17 protein-coding genes and 1 tRNA gene are annotated in these 18,658 nt (G+C 34.1%); 14 read left to right on the top strand and 4 right to left on the bottom strand.

Annotated elements, in window-relative coordinates; genetic code table 11:
- Positions 1–152 precede the first annotated feature (152 nt).
- On the top strand, positions 153–3,677 hold the full coding sequence (gene nifJ / locus NBE98_RS08115) for a pyruvate:ferredoxin (flavodoxin) oxidoreductase (protein WP_250814446.1): 3,525 nt from the start codon (positions 153–155) through the stop codon (positions 3,675–3,677).
- Positions 3,678–3,766: 89 nt separating this feature from the next.
- On the opposite strand, the gene NBE98_RS08120 is transcribed toward nifJ, so the two are convergent.
- Positions 3,767–3,934: a CDIF630_02480 family spore surface protein gene (locus NBE98_RS08120; protein ID WP_250814447.1), complete on the bottom strand. Its 168-nt coding sequence runs from the start codon at positions 3,932–3,934 to the stop codon at positions 3,767–3,769.
- A 155-nt stretch (positions 3,935–4,089) separates the two neighbouring features.
- Here NBE98_RS08120 and NBE98_RS08125 point away from each other — a divergent pair, with 155 nt between their 5' ends.
- The 7 genes from NBE98_RS08125 to NBE98_RS08155 all read left to right on the top strand — a co-directional run bounded on the left by NBE98_RS08125 (position 4,090) and on the right by NBE98_RS08155 (position 11,155).
- Complete coding sequence (locus tag NBE98_RS08125) at positions 4,090–4,959, top strand: SDR family oxidoreductase (RefSeq protein ID WP_250814448.1); 870 nt, start codon at positions 4,090–4,092, stop codon at positions 4,957–4,959.
- Positions 4,960–5,158: 199 nt separating this feature from the next.
- Positions 5,159–5,356 (top strand): cold-shock protein, encoded by a 198-nt coding sequence (locus NBE98_RS08130; RefSeq protein ID WP_250814449.1) that lies wholly within the window; start codon positions 5,159–5,161, stop codon positions 5,354–5,356.
- A 248-nt stretch (positions 5,357–5,604) separates the two neighbouring features.
- Positions 5,605–5,757 (top strand): hypothetical protein, encoded by a 153-nt coding sequence (locus NBE98_RS08135; protein WP_250814450.1) that lies wholly within the window; start codon positions 5,605–5,607, stop codon positions 5,755–5,757.
- Between the two features lie 362 nt (positions 5,758–6,119).
- Entirely contained in the window at positions 6,120–6,749 is a 630-nt protein-coding gene (locus tag NBE98_RS08140; RefSeq protein ID WP_250814451.1) for a TVP38/TMEM64 family protein, read from the top strand.
- A 193-nt stretch (positions 6,750–6,942) separates the two neighbouring features.
- Complete coding sequence (locus NBE98_RS08145; protein ID WP_250814452.1) at positions 6,943–7,503, top strand: class I SAM-dependent methyltransferase; 561 nt, start codon at positions 6,943–6,945, stop codon at positions 7,501–7,503.
- 135 nt (positions 7,504–7,638) lie between these two features.
- A complete protein-coding gene (locus NBE98_RS08150; protein WP_250814453.1) occupies positions 7,639–10,575 on the top strand; it encodes a DEAD/DEAH box helicase in 2,937 nt (978 codons plus the stop codon).
- Positions 10,576–10,660: 85 nt separating this feature from the next.
- Complete coding sequence (locus tag NBE98_RS08155) at positions 10,661–11,155, top strand: GNAT family N-acetyltransferase (protein ID WP_250814454.1); 495 nt, start codon at positions 10,661–10,663, stop codon at positions 11,153–11,155.
- Positions 11,156–11,282: 127 nt separating this feature from the next.
- Here NBE98_RS08155 and NBE98_RS08160 read toward each other — a convergent pair whose 3' ends face one another.
- Positions 11,283–12,005, bottom strand: coding sequence for a DUF421 domain-containing protein (locus tag NBE98_RS08160; protein WP_250814455.1), 723 nt, complete (start codon positions 12,003–12,005; stop codon positions 11,283–11,285).
- A 296-nt stretch (positions 12,006–12,301) separates the two neighbouring features.
- On the opposite strand from NBE98_RS08160, the gene NBE98_RS08165 reads away from it, so the two are divergent.
- The gene (locus NBE98_RS08165) at positions 12,302–12,544 is read left to right on the top strand and encodes a hypothetical protein (protein WP_250814456.1); all 243 of its coding nucleotides are present in this window, start codon (positions 12,302–12,304) and stop codon (positions 12,542–12,544) included.
- Positions 12,545–12,580: 36 nt separating this feature from the next.
- Here NBE98_RS08165 and NBE98_RS08170 read toward each other — a convergent pair.
- Positions 12,581–12,656: transfer RNA gene (locus NBE98_RS08170), tRNA-Ala, on the bottom strand.
- 224 nt (positions 12,657–12,880) lie between these two features.
- Here NBE98_RS08170 and NBE98_RS08175 point away from each other — a divergent pair.
- Entirely contained in the window at positions 12,881–13,018 is a 138-nt protein-coding gene (locus NBE98_RS08175; protein ID WP_250814457.1) for a hypothetical protein, read from the top strand.
- A 122-nt stretch (positions 13,019–13,140) separates the two neighbouring features.
- Positions 13,141–13,974: a TerC/Alx family metal homeostasis membrane protein gene (locus tag NBE98_RS08180; RefSeq protein WP_250814458.1), complete on the top strand. Its 834-nt coding sequence runs from the start codon at positions 13,141–13,143 to the stop codon at positions 13,972–13,974.
- A gap of 90 nt (positions 13,975–14,064) precedes the next feature.
- Here the strand turns inward: NBE98_RS08180 and NBE98_RS08185 are convergent, their stop codons facing one another.
- Positions 14,065–15,072, bottom strand: coding sequence for an alpha/beta hydrolase (locus NBE98_RS08185; RefSeq protein ID WP_250814459.1), 1,008 nt, complete (start codon positions 15,070–15,072; stop codon positions 14,065–14,067).
- A gap of 206 nt (positions 15,073–15,278) precedes the next feature.
- Here NBE98_RS08185 and NBE98_RS08190 point away from each other — a divergent pair, with 206 nt between their 5' ends.
- From NBE98_RS08190 to NBE98_RS08200, 3 genes are all read left to right on the top strand, one after another.
- The gene (locus NBE98_RS08190) at positions 15,279–15,854 is read left to right on the top strand and encodes a LemA family protein (protein WP_250814460.1); all 576 of its coding nucleotides are present in this window, start codon (positions 15,279–15,281) and stop codon (positions 15,852–15,854) included.
- A 3-nt stretch (positions 15,855–15,857) separates the two neighbouring features.
- A complete protein-coding gene (locus tag NBE98_RS08195; RefSeq protein WP_250814461.1) occupies positions 15,858–16,646 on the top strand; it encodes a TPM domain-containing protein in 789 nt (262 codons plus the stop codon).
- Between the two features lie 148 nt (positions 16,647–16,794).
- Complete coding sequence (locus NBE98_RS08200; RefSeq protein ID WP_250814462.1) at positions 16,795–18,657, top strand: peptide ABC transporter substrate-binding protein; 1,863 nt, start codon at positions 16,795–16,797, stop codon at positions 18,655–18,657.
- The last annotated feature ends 1 nt before the right edge of the window (position 18,658 follow it).

Here is an 18,658-nt window from a genome sequence, read left to right on the forward strand (position 1 = left end):
TAAAAAAGAGTTTCATTCAGCTTTTTTTATAATAAAATAAAAGTTAGGGAAATATTGCTAAAAATATGCATACTATTCCTCAACTTTCAAATAATAAATGAGTAAATAACATTAAGGATATTTCTATATTACATATGAGGAGGATTAGTTTCATGCAAAAGAATATGAAGACAATGGATGGAAATCAGGCTGCAGCATATGTTTCCTATGCCTTTACTGATGTCGCAGCCATATATCCTATAACTCCATCAACGCCTATGGCAGAAGCAGCTGACGAATGGTCTGCCCATGGAAAGAAAAACATTTTTGGACAGCAGGTTAGAGTTGTTGAGCTTCAGTCAGAAGCAGGAGCAGCAGGAGCAGTTCACGGTTCACTTCAGGCAGGTGCTTTGACTACAACCTATACTGCAGCGCAAGGACTACTATTGATGATACCTAACATGTACAAAATGGCTGGTGAGCTTCTTCCAGCAGTATTCCATGTAAGCGCCCGTGCTATAGCAACTCATGCGCTATCAATATTTGGAGATCATCAGGACGTGATGGCTACAAGACAAACAGGCTTTGCTCTTTTAGCATCCTCCAATGTTCAAGAAGCTATGGATATGGCAGCTATTTCACATTTAAGCGCTATAAAGGGCAGAGTGCCATTTTTACATTTCTTCGATGGTTTCAGAACTTCACACGAAATTCAAAAGATAGAAGTTGTTGAATATGATGATTTAGCTAAGATGGTTGATTATGATGCTATTAAGGCCTTCAGAGACAGAGCTTTAAGCCCAAATCATCCAGTTGTTAGAGGCACAGCACAAAATCCTGATATATACTTCCAGGGAAGAGAAGTTTCAAATTCATTCTTCCTAGCTGTTCCCGATATAGTAGAAAACTACATGAAAGAATTTAAGAACATTACAGGGAGAGAATATCATCCATTTGATTACTACGGAGATCCAGAAGCTGAAAATATAATAATAGCTATGGGTTCTGTCTGCGATACGATAAGTGAAGTCATAGATTATTTAAGAGGCAATGGCGAGAAGGTAGGCATGATAAAGGTTCACTTGTACAGACCTTTCTCAGAAAAATACTTCTTTGAGGCTATACCTAAGAATGTTAAAAAAATAGCAGTTTTAGACAGAACAAAGGAACCTGGTTCTCTTGGTGAGCCCCTTTATTTAGATGTAACTAAATTATTCTACAACAGAGAAAACAGCCCAGTTATCGTTGGTGGAAGATACGGACTCGGCTCAAAGGATACAAGACCATCACAAATACTTGCAGTATATAAAAATTTAAAAAATGAGCAGCCTAAGGATAGATTCACCATAGGAATAGTTGACGATGTAACAAATACCTCGCTTCCAGAGGATGAAATAATAAGCACAGTTCCAGAAGGGACAATAAGCTGCAAGTTCTGGGGGCTTGGCTCAGATGGTACCGTAGGAGCAAATAAGAGTGCCATAAAGATAATTGGTGATAATACTAATTTGTATGCACAGGCTTACTTCTCCTATGACAGCAAGAAATCTGGCGGAAGCACAGTATCTCACTTAAGATTTGGCAAGTACCCAATTAGATCGCCATACCTGGTATTTAATGCAGACTACGTTGCCTGCCACAACAGATCTTTCATATATAACATAGATGTATTAAAAGGTTTGAAGCAGGGCGGCAGCTTTGTACTTAACTGCCCGTGGGATCCTACAGAACTCGAAAACAAACTTCCAGCCAACATGAAGAGATTTTTGGCTAAAAACAATATAAATTTCTACATAGTTGATGCTATTTCCATAGCTAGAGAAATAGGCCTTGGAAACAGAATAAACATGATAATGCAAACAGCCTTTTTCAAGCTTGCAAATGTTATTCCTATAGAAGATGCTGTTAGGTATCTAAAGGAATCAATATCAAAGACCTATAGTAAGAAGGGCGAAAAAATAGTACAGATGAACCATGCTGCTGTTGATAGAGGGCTGGAAGCAGTTAGAAAAATAGAAATTCCAGCACACTGGGCAGATGCAAAGGACGAAATTGGCAAAATTAAGGAAGAGCCAGATTTTATCAAGGACATTGCAAGACCAATGGAAAGGCATGAAGGCGACGAACTGCCAACAAGTGCATTTGTTGGTATGGAAGATGGAACATTCCCGCTTGGAACAGCTTCCTACGAGAAGCGTGGTATAGCAATAAATGTGCCTGAGTGGCAAATTGACAAATGCATACAATGCGGACAATGTGCTTATGTATGCCCACATGCAACTATAAGACAGTTCTTAGTCGATGATGAAGAACAAAAGAAGGCGCCTGAAAAGTTCCTTGTTAAGAAGGCAGCAGGAAAAGGACTTGAAAACTTTGGATACAGAATCCAGGTTACACCTCTTGACTGTACTGGCTGCGGAAACTGTGCAGATGTATGTCCAGCACCTGGAAAGGCTCTTATAATGAAGCCTCTAGAAGAGCAAATTTTAGAGCAGGCAGAAAACTGGGAATTTGCAATGACTTTAAAGCCAAAAGAAGATGTATTGGACAGAAATACTTTAAAGGGAAGCCAATTTGTAAGACCGCTTCTTGAGTTCAACGGCGCTTGCCCAGGCTGTGGAGAAACTCCATATATAAGACTTTTAACTCAATTATTCGGCGAAAGAATGATGATAGCTAACGCTACAGGCTGCTCATCAATTTGGGGAGCCAGTGCTCCATCAATACCATATACAACTAACCATGAAGGTAAGGGCCCATCTTGGGCAAATTCATTGTTTGAAGATAATGCTGAATTTGGTTATGGCATGTATCTTGGTGCAAATCAAATAAGAAGCAGACTTAGAAATCTTATGGAAGAGGGGTTGGAATCAGATCTTCCAGAAGAAGTTAGAGGAACCTTTAGAAATTGGCTTGACAATATTCATGACGGTCAAGGTTCAAAACTTGCTTCTAATAAGGTTGTTGAAATATTAAGCGATGAAAGATATGCAAATCACAAGATAGCAAGAGAAATACTTGAAAAGAAAGATTACTTGACAAAGAGATCCTTCTGGATGATAGGTGGTGACGGTTGGGCTTACGATATTGGCTACGGTGGGCTTGATCACGTACTTGCATCTGGAGAAGATGTTAATATATTTGTTATGGATACTGAAATATACTCAAATACTGGAGGGCAGGCTTCTAAGTCTTCACAAACCGGAGCAGTTGCCAAATTTGCAGCAGCTGGTAAGAACACAAGAAAGAAGGATCTTGGAATGATGGCAATGAGCTATGGTTATGTATATGTAGCTCAAATAGCTATGGGCGCCAATATGAACCACGCAATTAAGACTATAGTTGAAGCAGAAAAATATCCAGGACCTTCACTAATAATTGCATATGCTCCATGTATAAGCCATGGTATCAAAGTTGGTATGGGAAGTTCCATAAAGGAAGAAAGAAAGGCTGTAGACTCAGGTTACTGGCATTTATACAGATACAATCCTCTTCTTAAGGATCAAAGCAAGAATCCGTTTACCCTTGATTCTAAGGAACCAATTACCTCTTATAGAGAATTCCTAGAAGGTGAAATAAGATTCTCATCCTTAATGAATACTTTCCCTGAAAGAGCTGATGAATTATTCAGCATTTCAGAAAAGAATGCTAAGGAGAGATACATGAATTACAAGAGACTAGCTGATATGCAGTATTAAAAGATTATGTTATACTTGCATTAAAATTTTAAGAAGTTAAACATATTCATAAAAAAATCCCCGAATTTCGGGGGTTTTTTTAGATTTTATTATTTTTGATTTTCATCTACATATTCTTTTGCATTTGCAATCATCCAATCATCTGGAACATTAACTTTAGATAAAGGTTTTGTTTTTTCAATATTTGCCCAAGCTGCTGTTTCGTGATTTTCAATTGGAATTGCCATGAATCTTTCTTTATAATGATGTTCTTTCATTAAAATCCCTCCTGCATTTATATTCACTAACTATTATCTGCAAAGCAGCAAAAACTATAAGGGATATTTATTTGAATAATAAAATTTTAAAATTAAATACTATAGTTTATAAAAATGAATTAAAACATAACCAAATTTATAAGGAGGACGTACATATGGATGCAGCAAAGGACTTTCCTAAACAAATACCACCTCAAAAACAAGGTAAGCAGCCTGGACTAGAAAAGCTTATGAACCCTAGACCTGTGTTTGAGGATCCAAATTATAAAGCTTCAAATAGACTTCAAGGAAAGGTAGCAGTAATAACTGGCGGAGACAGTGGAATTGGAAGAGCTGTTGCAGTAGCTTATGCCATGGAAGGCGCTGATATAGCTGTGCTTTATCTTGATGAGCATGAAGATGCTGAGGAAACAAAAAAGGTAATTGAAGGCAAGGGGAGAAAATGCATTGCTATTGCTGGGGATATAGGGGAAGAAAGCTTCTGCTTTAATGCAGTAAAAAAAATTATAGACATCTTTGGGAAGATTGATGTACTTGTAAACAATGCCGCTGAACAGCATGCACAAAACAGCGTTGAGGATATAACTAAAGATCAGCTTGAAAGAACCTTCAAGACAAATATATTTTCCATGTTTTATATGACAAAAGCTTGTCTTCCCCACATGAAGGAAGGCACTGTTATTATCAATACTTCCTCCATAACAGCTTACAAAGGTCATGAAAGATTAATTGATTATTCATCAACTAAAGGAGCAATAACAACCTTTACCCGATCACTAGCAATATCTTTGTCAAAACGAAATATAAGGGTTAACGCAGTTGCTCCGGGACCAATATGGACACCATTAATCCCTGCTTCCTTTACTGAAGAAGAGGTTTCTAAATTTGGAAGCACCACAAACTTAGGTAGGCCAGGGCAGCCTGTAGAGCTTGCGCCAGCTTATGTATTCTTGGCTTCAGACGCTTCAACCTTTATAACGGGTGAGACAATGCATGTTAACGGCGGGGAAATAGTTAATGGATAAGGAAGAGACACTAACTTTTCGTCCTTGGAAATTAGGTTTGATAGGTTATGAAATAAATATTTATGCTTCCTCAAGTTAAGCAATACAAGCATAAAATTATGTAATTTGCACATGCTTACTATAGTAGGGCAGTATTAAAATATCAATACTTAACTACTAAAAAGAGATATAGAAATGCTCAATTCAGGAGGTATAAAAAATGAATGGTACTGTAAAATGGTTCAACTCAGAAAAAGGTTATGGATTTATTACTGCAGAGGATGGAAAAGATGTGTTTGCACATTTTTCTCAAATAAAATCAAGCGGATACAAAACACTTGAAGAAGGTCAAAAGGTTTCCTTCGATCTTGGTCAAGGACAAAAAGGACCTCAGGCAGAAAACATAACAATAATTTAATAAAAAGTAAAAAACCCTGCGGAAATACATCTGCAGGGTTGCATATTTTCTCTCATTATATTAAATATATAAAAATATAACACTCCAAGTTTTAGGAATGTGTATATTTAAATATTCTGCTTGTGGTATAATGTATTGAAATAATAAAGAATACTATGGATAAGTTCATAATATAATAAAATGTAAAGCCGTCTTGAAACAGGTGAACAATACATTATAAACACGACTGTAGAGTGGGGGAAGATTTAATGAAGTTAATGTGCAAATGTGGAAATATAGAAGATCTTAAAACAGACAGTAAACCAGCAAATTATGAAATAAGAAACTGTGGCGATGGAACTTTGGCGCTTATATGCAAAAGATGTAAAGAAGTAGTTTATTTAGATTTTAAAAATAAGTAAGTAATAAAGTTTCAGGACTTAATGTTCATATATTATGTAGCATTATATAGTCATAACAACATTAAGTTTACAAACTGCAAAGAAGTATTTTAAAATTAAATATATACATATATAAAAACTGCTGCCTGTGGAACTGGCGGCAGTTTTTTTGCGAATTTATAATTTGTATCAGTATATAAATTAATATCTCTCACTACTAGAAGCTGCTGCTAAAATATTTGTTTTGTGCTTAAAAAGTCTTAAGAAGTCTTAAGATTTTTTCTTATAAATATTTAATAATTATCATTTAGAATAAAACTATGAGTAATAAATAATGTAGAAAGAACTAGACTATAACTCTTTAATAAACAATGAGGTGGAACATGAATAAATTATTTAAAGGCATAATTTTATTATTTTGGGCAGTAATTTTGGCTGTGTTATTTAAATATCAATTGTATATAGATGGAGCGGATAAAATAACTAAATTTTTGCAAGGTTATCCTGGATATAGTACAATATTATTTTTACTTATAGCATCCCTAAGAATCTTTACTCTTATCCCCTGCACTGTTTTCATAATAATTGCTGGAATATTATTTAATCCAGCAAAGGCATTCATTTTAGTATCAGTAGCTAATTTAACAAGCGAAGTTTTGCTGTTTGTATTTGTTAAAGCTACAATCGGCATGAACTATCAGAAGAATATTATTAGCAAGTATCCTAAGCTATACAACTTAATTAAAAAAAATAATGTTAAACTACTAGCCTTAGGGGTGTGTTCTCCTGTAGTGCCTTCAGATGTAGTATGTTTCTTTTCAGCTTTAAGCGGTATCACATTATACAAATATGTACTTACTATATTTATTGCAGATACACCAATTATTTTGTTATATACCTTTTTAGGGATAAGTATAAATTATTCTCTATACGTATTTATAGCTGCACTTGCAATCATAGTACTAGTGAGCTATATGAATTATAAAAAATGGAATAGTCAAGTTGACATATAAGAGAAAGACCCCTGAAATCTATTTCCGGGGCTTTTGAATAAAAATATTCTCCTGAATTTTTGAAAGTCTTAAGAATTCTTAAGATATTTAAACAGAGAATCTTAATGTTTCCTCTTTATACTAAATACATAGGATAACACTGGTGTATGAACTGCAACTGTTTATGGTTTAATAAAGAGGAGGAAGTACTAATATGAGAATAATAAAGTTTTTGTCAGAATATTTAAAATCGCCACGGACTGTAGGGGCAGTAGCTCCTAGTTCGCAAAAATTAGCAAGGAAAATGGTAAGTGATATTGACTTTTATAATGCAAAATGCATCGTAGAGTATGGTCCAGGTACTGGAGTGTTTACGGACAAGCTTATAGAAAGAAAGAATCAAAATACATCATTGCTGCTGCTGGAATACAGTGAAGAATTTTGCAGACAACTAAAGGAAAAGTACAAGGGGCATGAAAATATCTTAATAATAAATGATTCTGCTGAAAATGTAGATATATATTTGGAAAAATACAATATTAAAAAAGTGGACTATGTAGTATCAGGATTACCTTTTGCAAGTTTGCCAAAGAGTGTTTCTAATAATATATTAGGAAAAACCAAAAGTATATTGAAAAAGGATGGACTATTTATAACTTTTCAGTACACTCTTTTAAAAAGAGAGTTTATTGCTGAATACTTTAAAAAGATTGACTTAGAAAGAGTAGTATTTAATATACCTCCAGCTTATGTTTTAAAATGTCAGAATTCTTAAAGTCAAGGAGCACTGGAGTTATTGTAAACGGATATTCATTATCAAGTACTTCATAATATTTACATTTGCTTCATTATATAATATAATTCATAGAAAATGGATAAAACGCCCTTACAGAAGTAAAGGAGGATTTTCGTGAATATTATAGACCTTAAAGAAATAATGCTAAAAACTGCCTCCAATACCATGCAAAAAGAAGGGGAAGAAGCCTTTAAAAAAGGACTTGTCACCTATTTTAAAGGCAAGAAGCTTGAACATATATATCATATATACGGAAAGGTTAAGGATGAAAACAAGCTTAAAGAGCTAAATACCCATATTAAGCTTCATCTAAAGAAGAACAAGCTGGAGGAAGTAGAATGCTCCTGTGATGAATTTAGAGAGTTTTCAGCAAGCGGCTACACATTTATGTGCAATCATATAACAGCTACTTCTTATAAGTTTATAAGCCTTCTTTCCAAGGATAAAAGCGAAATCGGAAAGAAAAGTAATGAGATAAAGAAAGATACAGTACGCAAATCATTAGCTAAAGGAGACTATAGACTTGTACGAAAAATAGAAAAAGACACCATGTATTATGAAGCTCAATTGCTAACAGGCGGAGATAAACTCATAATTAAGCAAGAAGACCTTAAAGCTTTTTTAGATAATATACATAGTAGAAAAGTCAGATTTAAGTTTGATTATATAGAAATTACTGCTCCAATTTTTAAGGAAAACTTACCTATAACCTTTACCTTGAAGGAAGAGAAAAGATGCATTGTTTTAACAACACATAAACAGCTTCCCATACCTTTAAACTCACATAATAATGTGTACTTTTTCAAAAATGAGATTTACTTGCCCTCAAAGAATCAGATTGAGAAATATATACCTTTATATGAAAAGCTGAAAGTCAACGGGGAGATTTTCTATAAAAGGGATATTAATAACTATAATAAGCTTGTTTACTTTCTAAGCAGTATTTCAAAAAGCATCAATATTTCAGAGAGCTTGAGAAATTTTGCAGTTGAAATGGTTAGACCTGAATTTCATATGTATGAGGAGAAGGAAACAATTTTCTGCGACGTATACTTAAACTATTGCGGAAGAAAAGTTAATATACTAAAAGATAATAAGAGTTCTTTAATATGGGACAGTAAAAATGAAGAAAAGCTTATTATGAGTCTTGAAAAATATGGCTTGGCAAGAATTGAGAACAGGTTTATTTTTACAGGCGGACAGGAGGAGCTTCTCAGTATTTTAAGCAGAAGAGGAGAAAATCTTCAAGCTATTGGTAAGGTCACTTTCGGCAAAGGGCTTAAGGATATGAAAGTGTATAGCTTAGATTCTATAAGGATGGATCTAGAAGCAATAAACGGATATTTCCAATTTGCCTATAGCATTGAAAATACGGGTAATGATGAGCTTGGCAGGGCCTTTTCCTCATACAAAGCAAAGAATAAATTTTTCAGAACAAAAGAAAAGTGCTTTATTGATTTTGAGGATGATAACATAAAAAACTTCTTTAAACTTTTTGAAGTATTAAGTATAAGTGAGAATATTCATGATGGTAAAGTAAGGCTACCAAAGAGCAAGGCTTTATTTTTGTATGAAAATATGAAAAACAGAGGGTATAAGTTTATAAAAGACTGCCATGAGCTTGAGGAAATAGAAAAAAAGCTTAAGACAATAAGCACAAGCAATATAGCTGTACCTGAAGGGTTTAATGGCAAGCTTAGAGAATATCAGCTTCAGGGCTTTAAATGGCTCAAGACTATACAAGAACTAGGCTTTGGAGGCATACTAGCGGATGAAATGGGACTAGGAAAGACAATTCAGACTATAGCCTTTATATTGTCTGAAAAAAATAAAAAGACAATAATAGTTTGTCCTACTTCTTTAATATATAACTGGCAGGATGAGCTTAAAAGATTTGCTCCAGAAATAAGGGTTTTAATTGTACATGGCACTGAAAGGACTGAAACAATGAAGAGTCTAAGTGACTATGATATAATATTGACTACTTATGGTACCTTAAGATTGGATATTGATTTTTACAGCAATATTGAGTTTGACTTTGCAATTATTGATGAGGGTCAAAATATAAAGAATGCAGAAGCTTTAAATACAAAGGTTGTTAAGGAAATCAAGGCAGGTACACGATTAGCACTTACTGGTACACCTATTGAGAACAATCTTGTGGAGCTATGGTCTATATTTGATTTTATTATGCCTGGATACTTATACTCTAGAGAAAAGTTTGAAGAAAAATTTATACAGGATAATGAAGATAATTTAGAAAGTCTTAAACTTCTGATAAAGCCTTTTATTTTGAGAAGAACTAAAAAAGAGGTAATGAAAGAGCTTCCGGACAAGGTAGAAAAGAAGCTTCTAGTTGAAATGGCTGACTCTCAAAAGGCTGTATACAGCAGCTATACAAAAAAGGCTAAAGCTTTGTTAAAGACTGGGGGTGAGGGAAGAATGGAAGTATTCTCCTATTTAACAAAGCTTAGACAGATATGCCTAGATCCTTCTCTTATAATTGAAGATTATAAGGGTGAAAGTTCAAAGTTTAAAACTGCCTTAGAGATTGTTAAGGCTCATATCAAGTCAGATGGGAAGGTAATTTTATTTTCGCAGTTTGCTTCAGTTTTAGACAATATTGGACAGAGGCTTAAGGAAGAATCCATTCAATATTACCAGTTGGACGGAAGGACAAAACCAAAGGAAAGAATTATAAGGGTTAAAGAATTTAACAACAGCGATTCTGTAAAGGTATTTCTAATATCTCTCAAAGCTGGAGGAATAGGACTTAATTTAACTTCAGCAAACCTGGTTATTCACTTTGACCCCTGGTGGAATCCAGCCGTTGAGGATCAAGCTACAGACAGGGCTCATAGAATTGGTCAAAGTCAGGTTGTTGAGGTAGTAAAGCTTGTGGCAAAAGGAACTATTGAAGAAAAGATAATTCTCTTGCAGGAGGAAAAGAAGGAATTAATTAGAAACATTCTTACTGGAGAGCTCAAGAACGGAAGTTTGATGGGTGCTATATCAAGGGAAGACTTGCTTAAGCTTTTTGACAGGGACTGAAAGAATCAAAAGCTGTGAGGAATAATACATTAACATAAATAATTTTATTGCTTTGCAAATAGTCATTAACAAGGAGCGTGAAAAAATGAGTAAGAACATATATCTAGAGAAATTTACATTTGATGATTTTGATAAATACTATGAATTGCTCAGCAACGAAGATGTAATGGCAATGATTACGGAAAGAGCAATTCCGTTAGACGAAGCGTTAGAAAATTTTAAATTAGTTTTGAATAACAACCAAATGCACGAAGTTTTTGGTAACTTTAAGGTAATGGAAACTTATACTAATAAGTTTATTGGTTCTGCCTTATTGAAAATTAAAGAAAAGAATTCAAGTGAAGCACAGCTTGGTTATATGTTATTACCTGATTATTGGGGAAATGGGATTGGTAGCGAAGTAGCCAGAATGCTAATTGAAAAAGCAAAAGGAGAGAAGCAGCTAATTGAAATTACTGCTATTATAGATCCTAACAATATTGCATCAAGAAAAATTTTAATTAACAATGGTTTTAAATCAATAAAAGTGTGTGAAATAGGTGGATTGCCTGGTGAAATATTAAACATGAAAATACAATAAATTTAATTTTGTTAAATAATTAAGATAGCTTAATGCATAAATTTAAAAAGTTAACTTTTTTCTTTGATAAAAAAATTCTGCCGTGTTTGTGATATTTCAAAACACGGCAGAAACTAAAGTTGAAAATTTATTCCAGCCCGTACTTACCATGAGTTTCCTTGCTTCCGGCATTTTTCTTTGAAATATATAACTTCTTATTATTGTCCATGCCAGCATAAAACACTTCAGAAGCAGTATATATGTTATGAGTCTTAAGTTGTAATTCCAACCACCTTTCGTCCAATCCAGTAGAGATAAGGTTTTCTTTTAATAGCTGTCCATCAATAATTATATCTCTCTCAAGCCCCGTACTGGTGGCTTGAACTTTCATATCGTATGGAGTGAGAGGCTTTTTTTCTGGCTTTGGGAGAACTGAAAGCTGACCGTCTGTTTCCATAATGGCAAATTCCACATCAGACAGGCTAAAGGCATTCTTTTCCCTTAGCTTCATCATAAGTTCATTAACAGTAAGTCTTATCTTTTTCATATTGTCTTCAACTATAATTCCATTATCAACCACTGTCACTGGCTCAGAATTTATTAGCTTTCTTATTCTAAAGCTCTTAATATGAGCATAACTCAAAAAAATTGCCAAAACAGAAATCACCACCAGAGATGAAGCTGAGGAGATAGGACTACTTGCTGGATCTATCATTGAATTTGCTGCTAAAGAGCCCATTGTAACGCCTACCACGAAATCAAAAAAGGTCATCTGAGATATAAGTTTTCTTTCCATAAATCTTGTTAGCAGCAAAGTTAACACGTAAACAGCCACAGTACGACCTGCTGCATAAATTATAGTGTTTAGCATATCTGAATACCTCCAAATAAGAATAAAGTAAGGAATTATATCACAATAATTAGTATACCGATTACAATCTAATATATGCTGGACCGTAAACTTAGTGGATTTACAAGTAGTTGGAAATTCTTAACCAAAATACAAGTGAATAAAATTAGTGTTTTTTATTAATGCATTATATTAAAATTGCTATTGTTGATGCAATTTGGTGATGAATAATAAGAAAAGTTCAGAATAAGATATGCTCATTAAATTGGCAATGAAAGCATAAAATTATTGTATGTTAATTTATAGGAGTGATAGTTATGAAAAAAGGTTTAATAATGGCTGCCAGTATAGTAGGAGCTGCTTTAATAGCTATTGAAGCAATGAAAAAAATGAATATTAAAAATGCTATTGATGAAAAGCTGATGGATGAGAATTCGGCTGATGAATGCCAAGCTATTAATGATGAAAGTGAAGTGAAAAAAACAAATAATCACAATGAAAATATGGTCAGAGTAAATAACTCTCTTATAAGTATTAAAATAAAAGCATTCAGTAAATAAAAAAACAGTCTGTATTTAGCTTTACAGACTGTTTTTTGGTGGAGATAAGGGGATTCGAACCCCTGGCCTCTTGAATGCCATTCAAGCGCGATCCCAACTTCGCCATATCCCCAGGAACAGCTTTATTATAGCATGACAGAACAATAATGGCAATAATCTAAAATAATTCAATTATCAGCTTTTATCCTAAATCTGCAGCAGGATTAGACCTTAATACAGTTTATACTCATATTGGCTGTCGAATGTGCAAGTAAACTTTAAATTTACATAACTAGAGAATATATGGTAAAATTTGGTTATACACATGGGATAAATAAGGTATTTGGAGGGAAAAGTATGTTACCTGTTATATTACTAATGATATTTATACCTTTTGTTACAGTTATATTCTCCCTGCTTGTTGCATCAAGCAGGAGCAATAGAATGCTGGACGAATTCATGGATAAAAATAAGATTAGTGACCCTAACGCCTAATATATTAATAAAACCTGCAGTAGTAATTTAATATACTACTGCAGGTTTTATTTTTTTCTGAGAAATCATAATAATATAAGGATTGTATTTAATAATAGTTCAATTTATAGGAGGAAACAACAGTGAAAGCAAGACAAGCTTTATTTTGGGTTATATTTTGGATGTTTATTTCCGGGTTATTTAATCTTGCAATATACATAATATTTGGAGCAAAGAGTGCACTTCAATTTTTAGGTGGTTATGTAATTGAACTCAGCCTAAGTATGGACAATCTCTTTTTGTTTTTACTAATATTTGAAGCCTACAAAATTCCATCAATGTATAGGAGAAGGGTTCTCAACTATGGTATTTTTGGAGCTATTGTATTAAGGTTTATATTTATAATGCTTGGTGTAACAATAGTAAATAAGTTTCACTGGGTATTGCACATTTTTGGAGCTGTGCTTATTATAAGCGGTCTTAAAATGCTTATGAAGGAGGATAGTGCTCCAAGCTTTGAAAAAAGCAGAGTGGTAGGAACAGTAGGGCGAATTATTCCAATAACTAACAGAATATATGGTGAAAGCTTTTTTGTGATGATAGGTAAAGTAAAATATGCTACTCCACTATTTGCCATTCTTGTACTTATTGAAGCTTCTGACATACTATTTGCTATAGATTCAATCCCAGCTATATTTTCAATAACAACTAGTCCTTTTATAGTGTATACCTCAAACATATTTGCTATTTTGGGGCTTAGAAGTTTGTATTTTGTATTGGAAAGGCTTAATAATAGTTTTTGTTATGTTAAATATGGAGTAGGAATGGTATTGATTTTTACAGGCTTTAAGCTTCTTATTTTATTTTTTAACATTGAAATTCCCCTGATTGTATCTCTAGGAGCAATTTTTATTATTTTATTTATGAGCATATTATTTTCTGTATTTTTTCCAGAGAAAAAATACGACAGAGCCTAGTATTATAATTCAACTATAGAAGAATTAATAATAAAAAAGCTGAAAGCAAAAGACTTTCAAAAAATAAATGCAGCTAAAGCTTAGCTGCATTTATTTTTTATCGCTATTTAATATTGTATCAATGAACTTATAAACTCTCTCTGTATACACTTCATTATGATTTAAATAGGCCTCAACATGGTTTGAATTTTGAGCAATATACAGTTCCGTAGAACTTGGATTGCTGGCATGCAAATCTTCGCTCATTTTGGAAGGGACAAAGCTATCTCCGCTTCCGTGTATAAGCATAACTGGAGTTGTTATTTCTTTAATCACATTTATTGGCGAAGCTTTTTCAAAATTAAACTGATTTCTAAGCTTATTTACTTTATCAGCGTAAAATAATAGCACATTTGAAGCTAGTTTGCTTTTTAGCTTATAATCTTCTTTAAGCCTTAGTTTAAATAATTCCTTCAGATCTGAATAGGAGCTATCGCATATATAAAAGCTTACTCTTTTTTTTGATTGATTTAACTCAGAATGAAGAAGAGCTGTGGCAGCCCCCATGGATTCACCATGCACGCCTATTACACCACCTTTGTTTTTAGTATAAAGCCAGTTAACCCATCTGTCTAAATCCCATTTTTCATAAAATCCATAGGTAACATTCTTACCAGCACTATCACCATGATTTCTTGCATCATAAATTAGAAGATTAAAACCCTTGTCTAAATACATGTCTGCATATTTTAGCATTGACCATCTACTGCCAGCTAAACCATGCAAAAGAATTATAGTGTCCTTCGAAGGTTTTGGATTTTTAATATAAGTACCATAGAGTTTGTAGCTATTATTAGTTGATGTAACTGCTACTTCTTCTTTAACAAGTGAGTTATACCTATTAAGGTTAAAATGTTGCTTGTTTGCTTCGAACTGATCAATACTTTTCTTAGTATCTATTTCAAAAGCTTTCTTGTAAAAAACATTACCTGCATAAAGTCCGCCTAAATTAACAGCAATAAAAATAAAAACAATAATATTTAATATGAGACTTGTTTTATTCTTTTTTATTGGTCGTCTAACATCCTTTAAGGATGTAAATTGTATTTGTATTCCCATCTCATCACCCTTGTCCCAAATTCAACAATTATTATTGTATCATTATAAAAAAAAAATTAAATAGTTTTGTGAAATTTAAAGTAAATTTGTTTTGGAAGTGTTGGAAACATATTATATTTTTCAAATGGCATATTTAATCTTGTTCCTTCAAAAGATAATATATAACATAAAATTATATTTAGAATTCAATAAAGGGAGGTTAAGAAATGAGCAAAACCTTAAAGACAATTCTTATAATTGTCGGTATCCTTATATTATTGATCGTTCCGATAGCAGGAAGCTATAACAAACTTGTTGGCCTTGAGCAATCTGTTAAAACTTCTGAAGCAGCAATAGATGTTAATCTTCAAAGAAGAAATGATTTAATACCTAATTTAGTTGAGACCGTAAAAGGGTATGCAGCTCAAGAAAAAGATATATTAACTGAGATTGCAAACGCTAGAAGTAGACTGGGAGGTGCACAGAGCGTTCAGGAAAGAGCTGATGCTGATAACCAGCTTTCAGGCGCACTGTCAAGGCTTTTAGTAGTTGTGGAAAGATATCCAGAACTAAAATCAAATCAAAATTTTAGAGACTTGTCCGTAGCCTTAGAGGGCACAGAAAATAGAATTGCAATATCTAGACAGGACTATAATAAGTCAGTTGATGCCTACAATACTGCTGTTAGAAGATTTCCAACAACTATAGTTGCAAATTTGTTTAGATTTGAACAAAAACCATACTACAGAGCAGCTGAAGGAGCTAGAGAAGTTCCCAAGGTTGACTTTAATACTACAAGATAAGCCATGAAGAAAACTTTATGGAGATACTTTCAAACAGCAGCTATTCTAATAATAGTTTTGAACATTAGCTCGATTTTAGCATATAGTACCTCTAGTTTACCAAGGCCTACAAATTTAAAATATATAAATGATTACGCTCAGGTGTTGAATTCTGAAACTTTAGATTCTATTGTGTCTGTAGGTAAAGAATTGGAGGACAAAACTTCTGTTCAGCAGATAGTTGTGACAATAGATTCTCTTCAAGGCAGAGATATAGAATCCTATGCTAATGAACTTTTTAGAACTTGGGGAATTGGGCAAAAAGGAAAGGACAATGGTCTTCTTATAATTCTTGCTGTGCAGGATAGGACTTGGAGGGTAGAAGTAGGAAGAGGCTTGGAGGGTGCAGTGCCAGATATTTATACAAACAGGGTAATGCAGGAGATTGCCCTGCCAAACCTTAGAAAGGGAGATTACGGCAGAGCTTTGATGGAATCATATTCAGTTTTGGCAGACAAAATTGCACAGGAATATGATATAACCCTTAACAAAAGTGCTAGGATTGCTCTCCCTAATAGAGAAACAACTGTAAATCAGAAAAGTTCAAATCCTGTTAGCATGTTATGGATTATAGGATTTTTAGTATTTGATTTAATATTTTTCAGAGGTAGGATATCAAGCTTCCTATTCAGAGTTTTCTTCTTGAGCTCTATGTTTGGGGGAGGTAGAAGAAGAGGTGGAGGAGGGTCTGACGGCTTTGGAGGCTTTGGTGGAGGATCCTCAGGCGGTGGAGGCTCTTCTGGAAAATGGTAGTATTCATATAAGTATTGTAAAGCAGGAAGCACGCTAATTAGTACAAAAGCGTGCTTTTTTTATTTTTATACGAATTTTTAGCATAACGCCTTTATATAATAAAGTATAACTACATTTAGGGGAAAATTAAATAAAAGGGGGAAAAGATATGAAGAGGTTTATTGCATCTATGGCCGCAGCTGCTGTTTGTGCTTCTATCCTTGCAGGATGCACCACAGGGAAGTCAAACACAGGGAGCACGGACAAACCAAAGGTAGAGGTGAAACAAGAATATTCCACTGTATATTCTGGTGAAGCTACAACTCTAAATTACTTGACCACTGCTAGTGAAAATGAATTTGCCGCTGCTGCAAACTTAGTAGACACTTTGATAGAGCATGATAAATATGGAGTTGTTAAACCATCTTTGGCAACTGACTGGAAGGTTTCTAGCGACGGGCTTACTTGGACCTTCAATTTAAGAAAAGGCGTTAAGTGGGTAACTCATGAAGGCAAAGAATATGCAGAGGTAGAGGCTCAGGATTTTGTTGAGGCTATGAAGTATGTGTTAAAGAAGGACAACAAGTCAAGCACGGCAAACATTGCTTACAGCGTTATAAAGAATGCAGAAAAATATTACAAGGGTGAATTAACTGATTTCGCTCAGGTTGGGGTTAAAGCAAAGGATAAATACGTTATTGAATATACCTTGGAGCATCCTACACCTTATTTCTTATCAATGCTTACCTATGTATGCTTCTTTCCTGTGAATGGAAAATTCTTAAATGAAGCTGGCGCTAAGTTTGGAACAGATAGTAAGAACCTATTATACAACGGAGCATATATACTTCAAACTTTTGAACCTCAGAATCAAAGAGTGTTTGTAGCAAATGATACTTATTGGGATAAATCCAATGTATTTATTAAAAAGCTTACCTATAGCTACAATAAGGAAGCAGCAACATTATCTCCAGAGCTGTTTATTAGAAAACAGATTACAGACACTGGCATACCATCTTCATCCATTGATGAGTGGATGAAGGATTCTACTAAAAAAGAAATGGTAAGACCAGCATCAACAAGCTTCTATACCTATTTCTACGCATTCAACTTCAATCCTAAATTTGATGCAAAGTATGAGCCAGATAACTGGAAAAAAGCAGTTAACAATTTGAATTTCCGCAAATCTATTTTCCATGCTTTTGATAGAAATGCTGCAATGCTTACGTCTGAGCCTTATGAACCACAAAGAAGATTAAGCAGCACCATAACTCCAAAAAACTTTGTTGACTTAAAAGGTGCAGATTATACTCAATTAGGAAGTCTTGCAAAATTTGCATCACAAGACAGCTTTGGTGCTGATAAGGCTAAGGAGTATAAGAGCAAAGCTATGAACGAGCTTTCAGGCAAGGTTAATTTCCCTGTAAAGGTACCTATGCCTTATAATACTGGATCTAATGAATGGACTAACAGATGTCAAGTAGTTGAGCAGCAGATTGAAAACCTTCTTGGAAAAGATTATATAGATATAATTCTTCTACCATATCCAGCAACAGGTTTTTTAAATGCAACGAGACGTGCAGGAAACTATGCTATCATGGAATGCAACTGGGGGCCAGACTATGCGGACCCACAGACCTACACAGATCCATTTACAGCAGAGAGCAACTATAACTGGGCAGACATGGCTGAAGGTTACAAAGAAGCCAACGGCAAAAACAAATATGAAAATATGGTTAATGCAGCAAAGGCAGAAATGCTTGATATGAATAAACGTTACAATCTTTTTGCAGAAGCAGAAGCTTTCCTTATAGACCAGGCTTTTTCAATACCATATGGTATAGGTGGAGGAGGCTTCATGGCTTCTTATCTAAATCCATTTGAATCTTCCTACTCTCCATTCGGTGTTTCAGGCTATAAGTTTAAGGGTATGAAGATTATGGAGAAGCCAATGAATACAGATACCTATAAGAAAGCTTTTGAAACCTGGCAGAAAGAACGTGCTGAAGCTTTAAAGGTAGCAGCAAAATAAA

Source organism: Clostridium swellfunianum (genome assembly GCF_023656515.1).
Classification (GTDB): Bacteria; Bacillota; Clostridia; order Clostridiales; family Clostridiaceae; genus Clostridium_AT; species Clostridium_AT swellfunianum.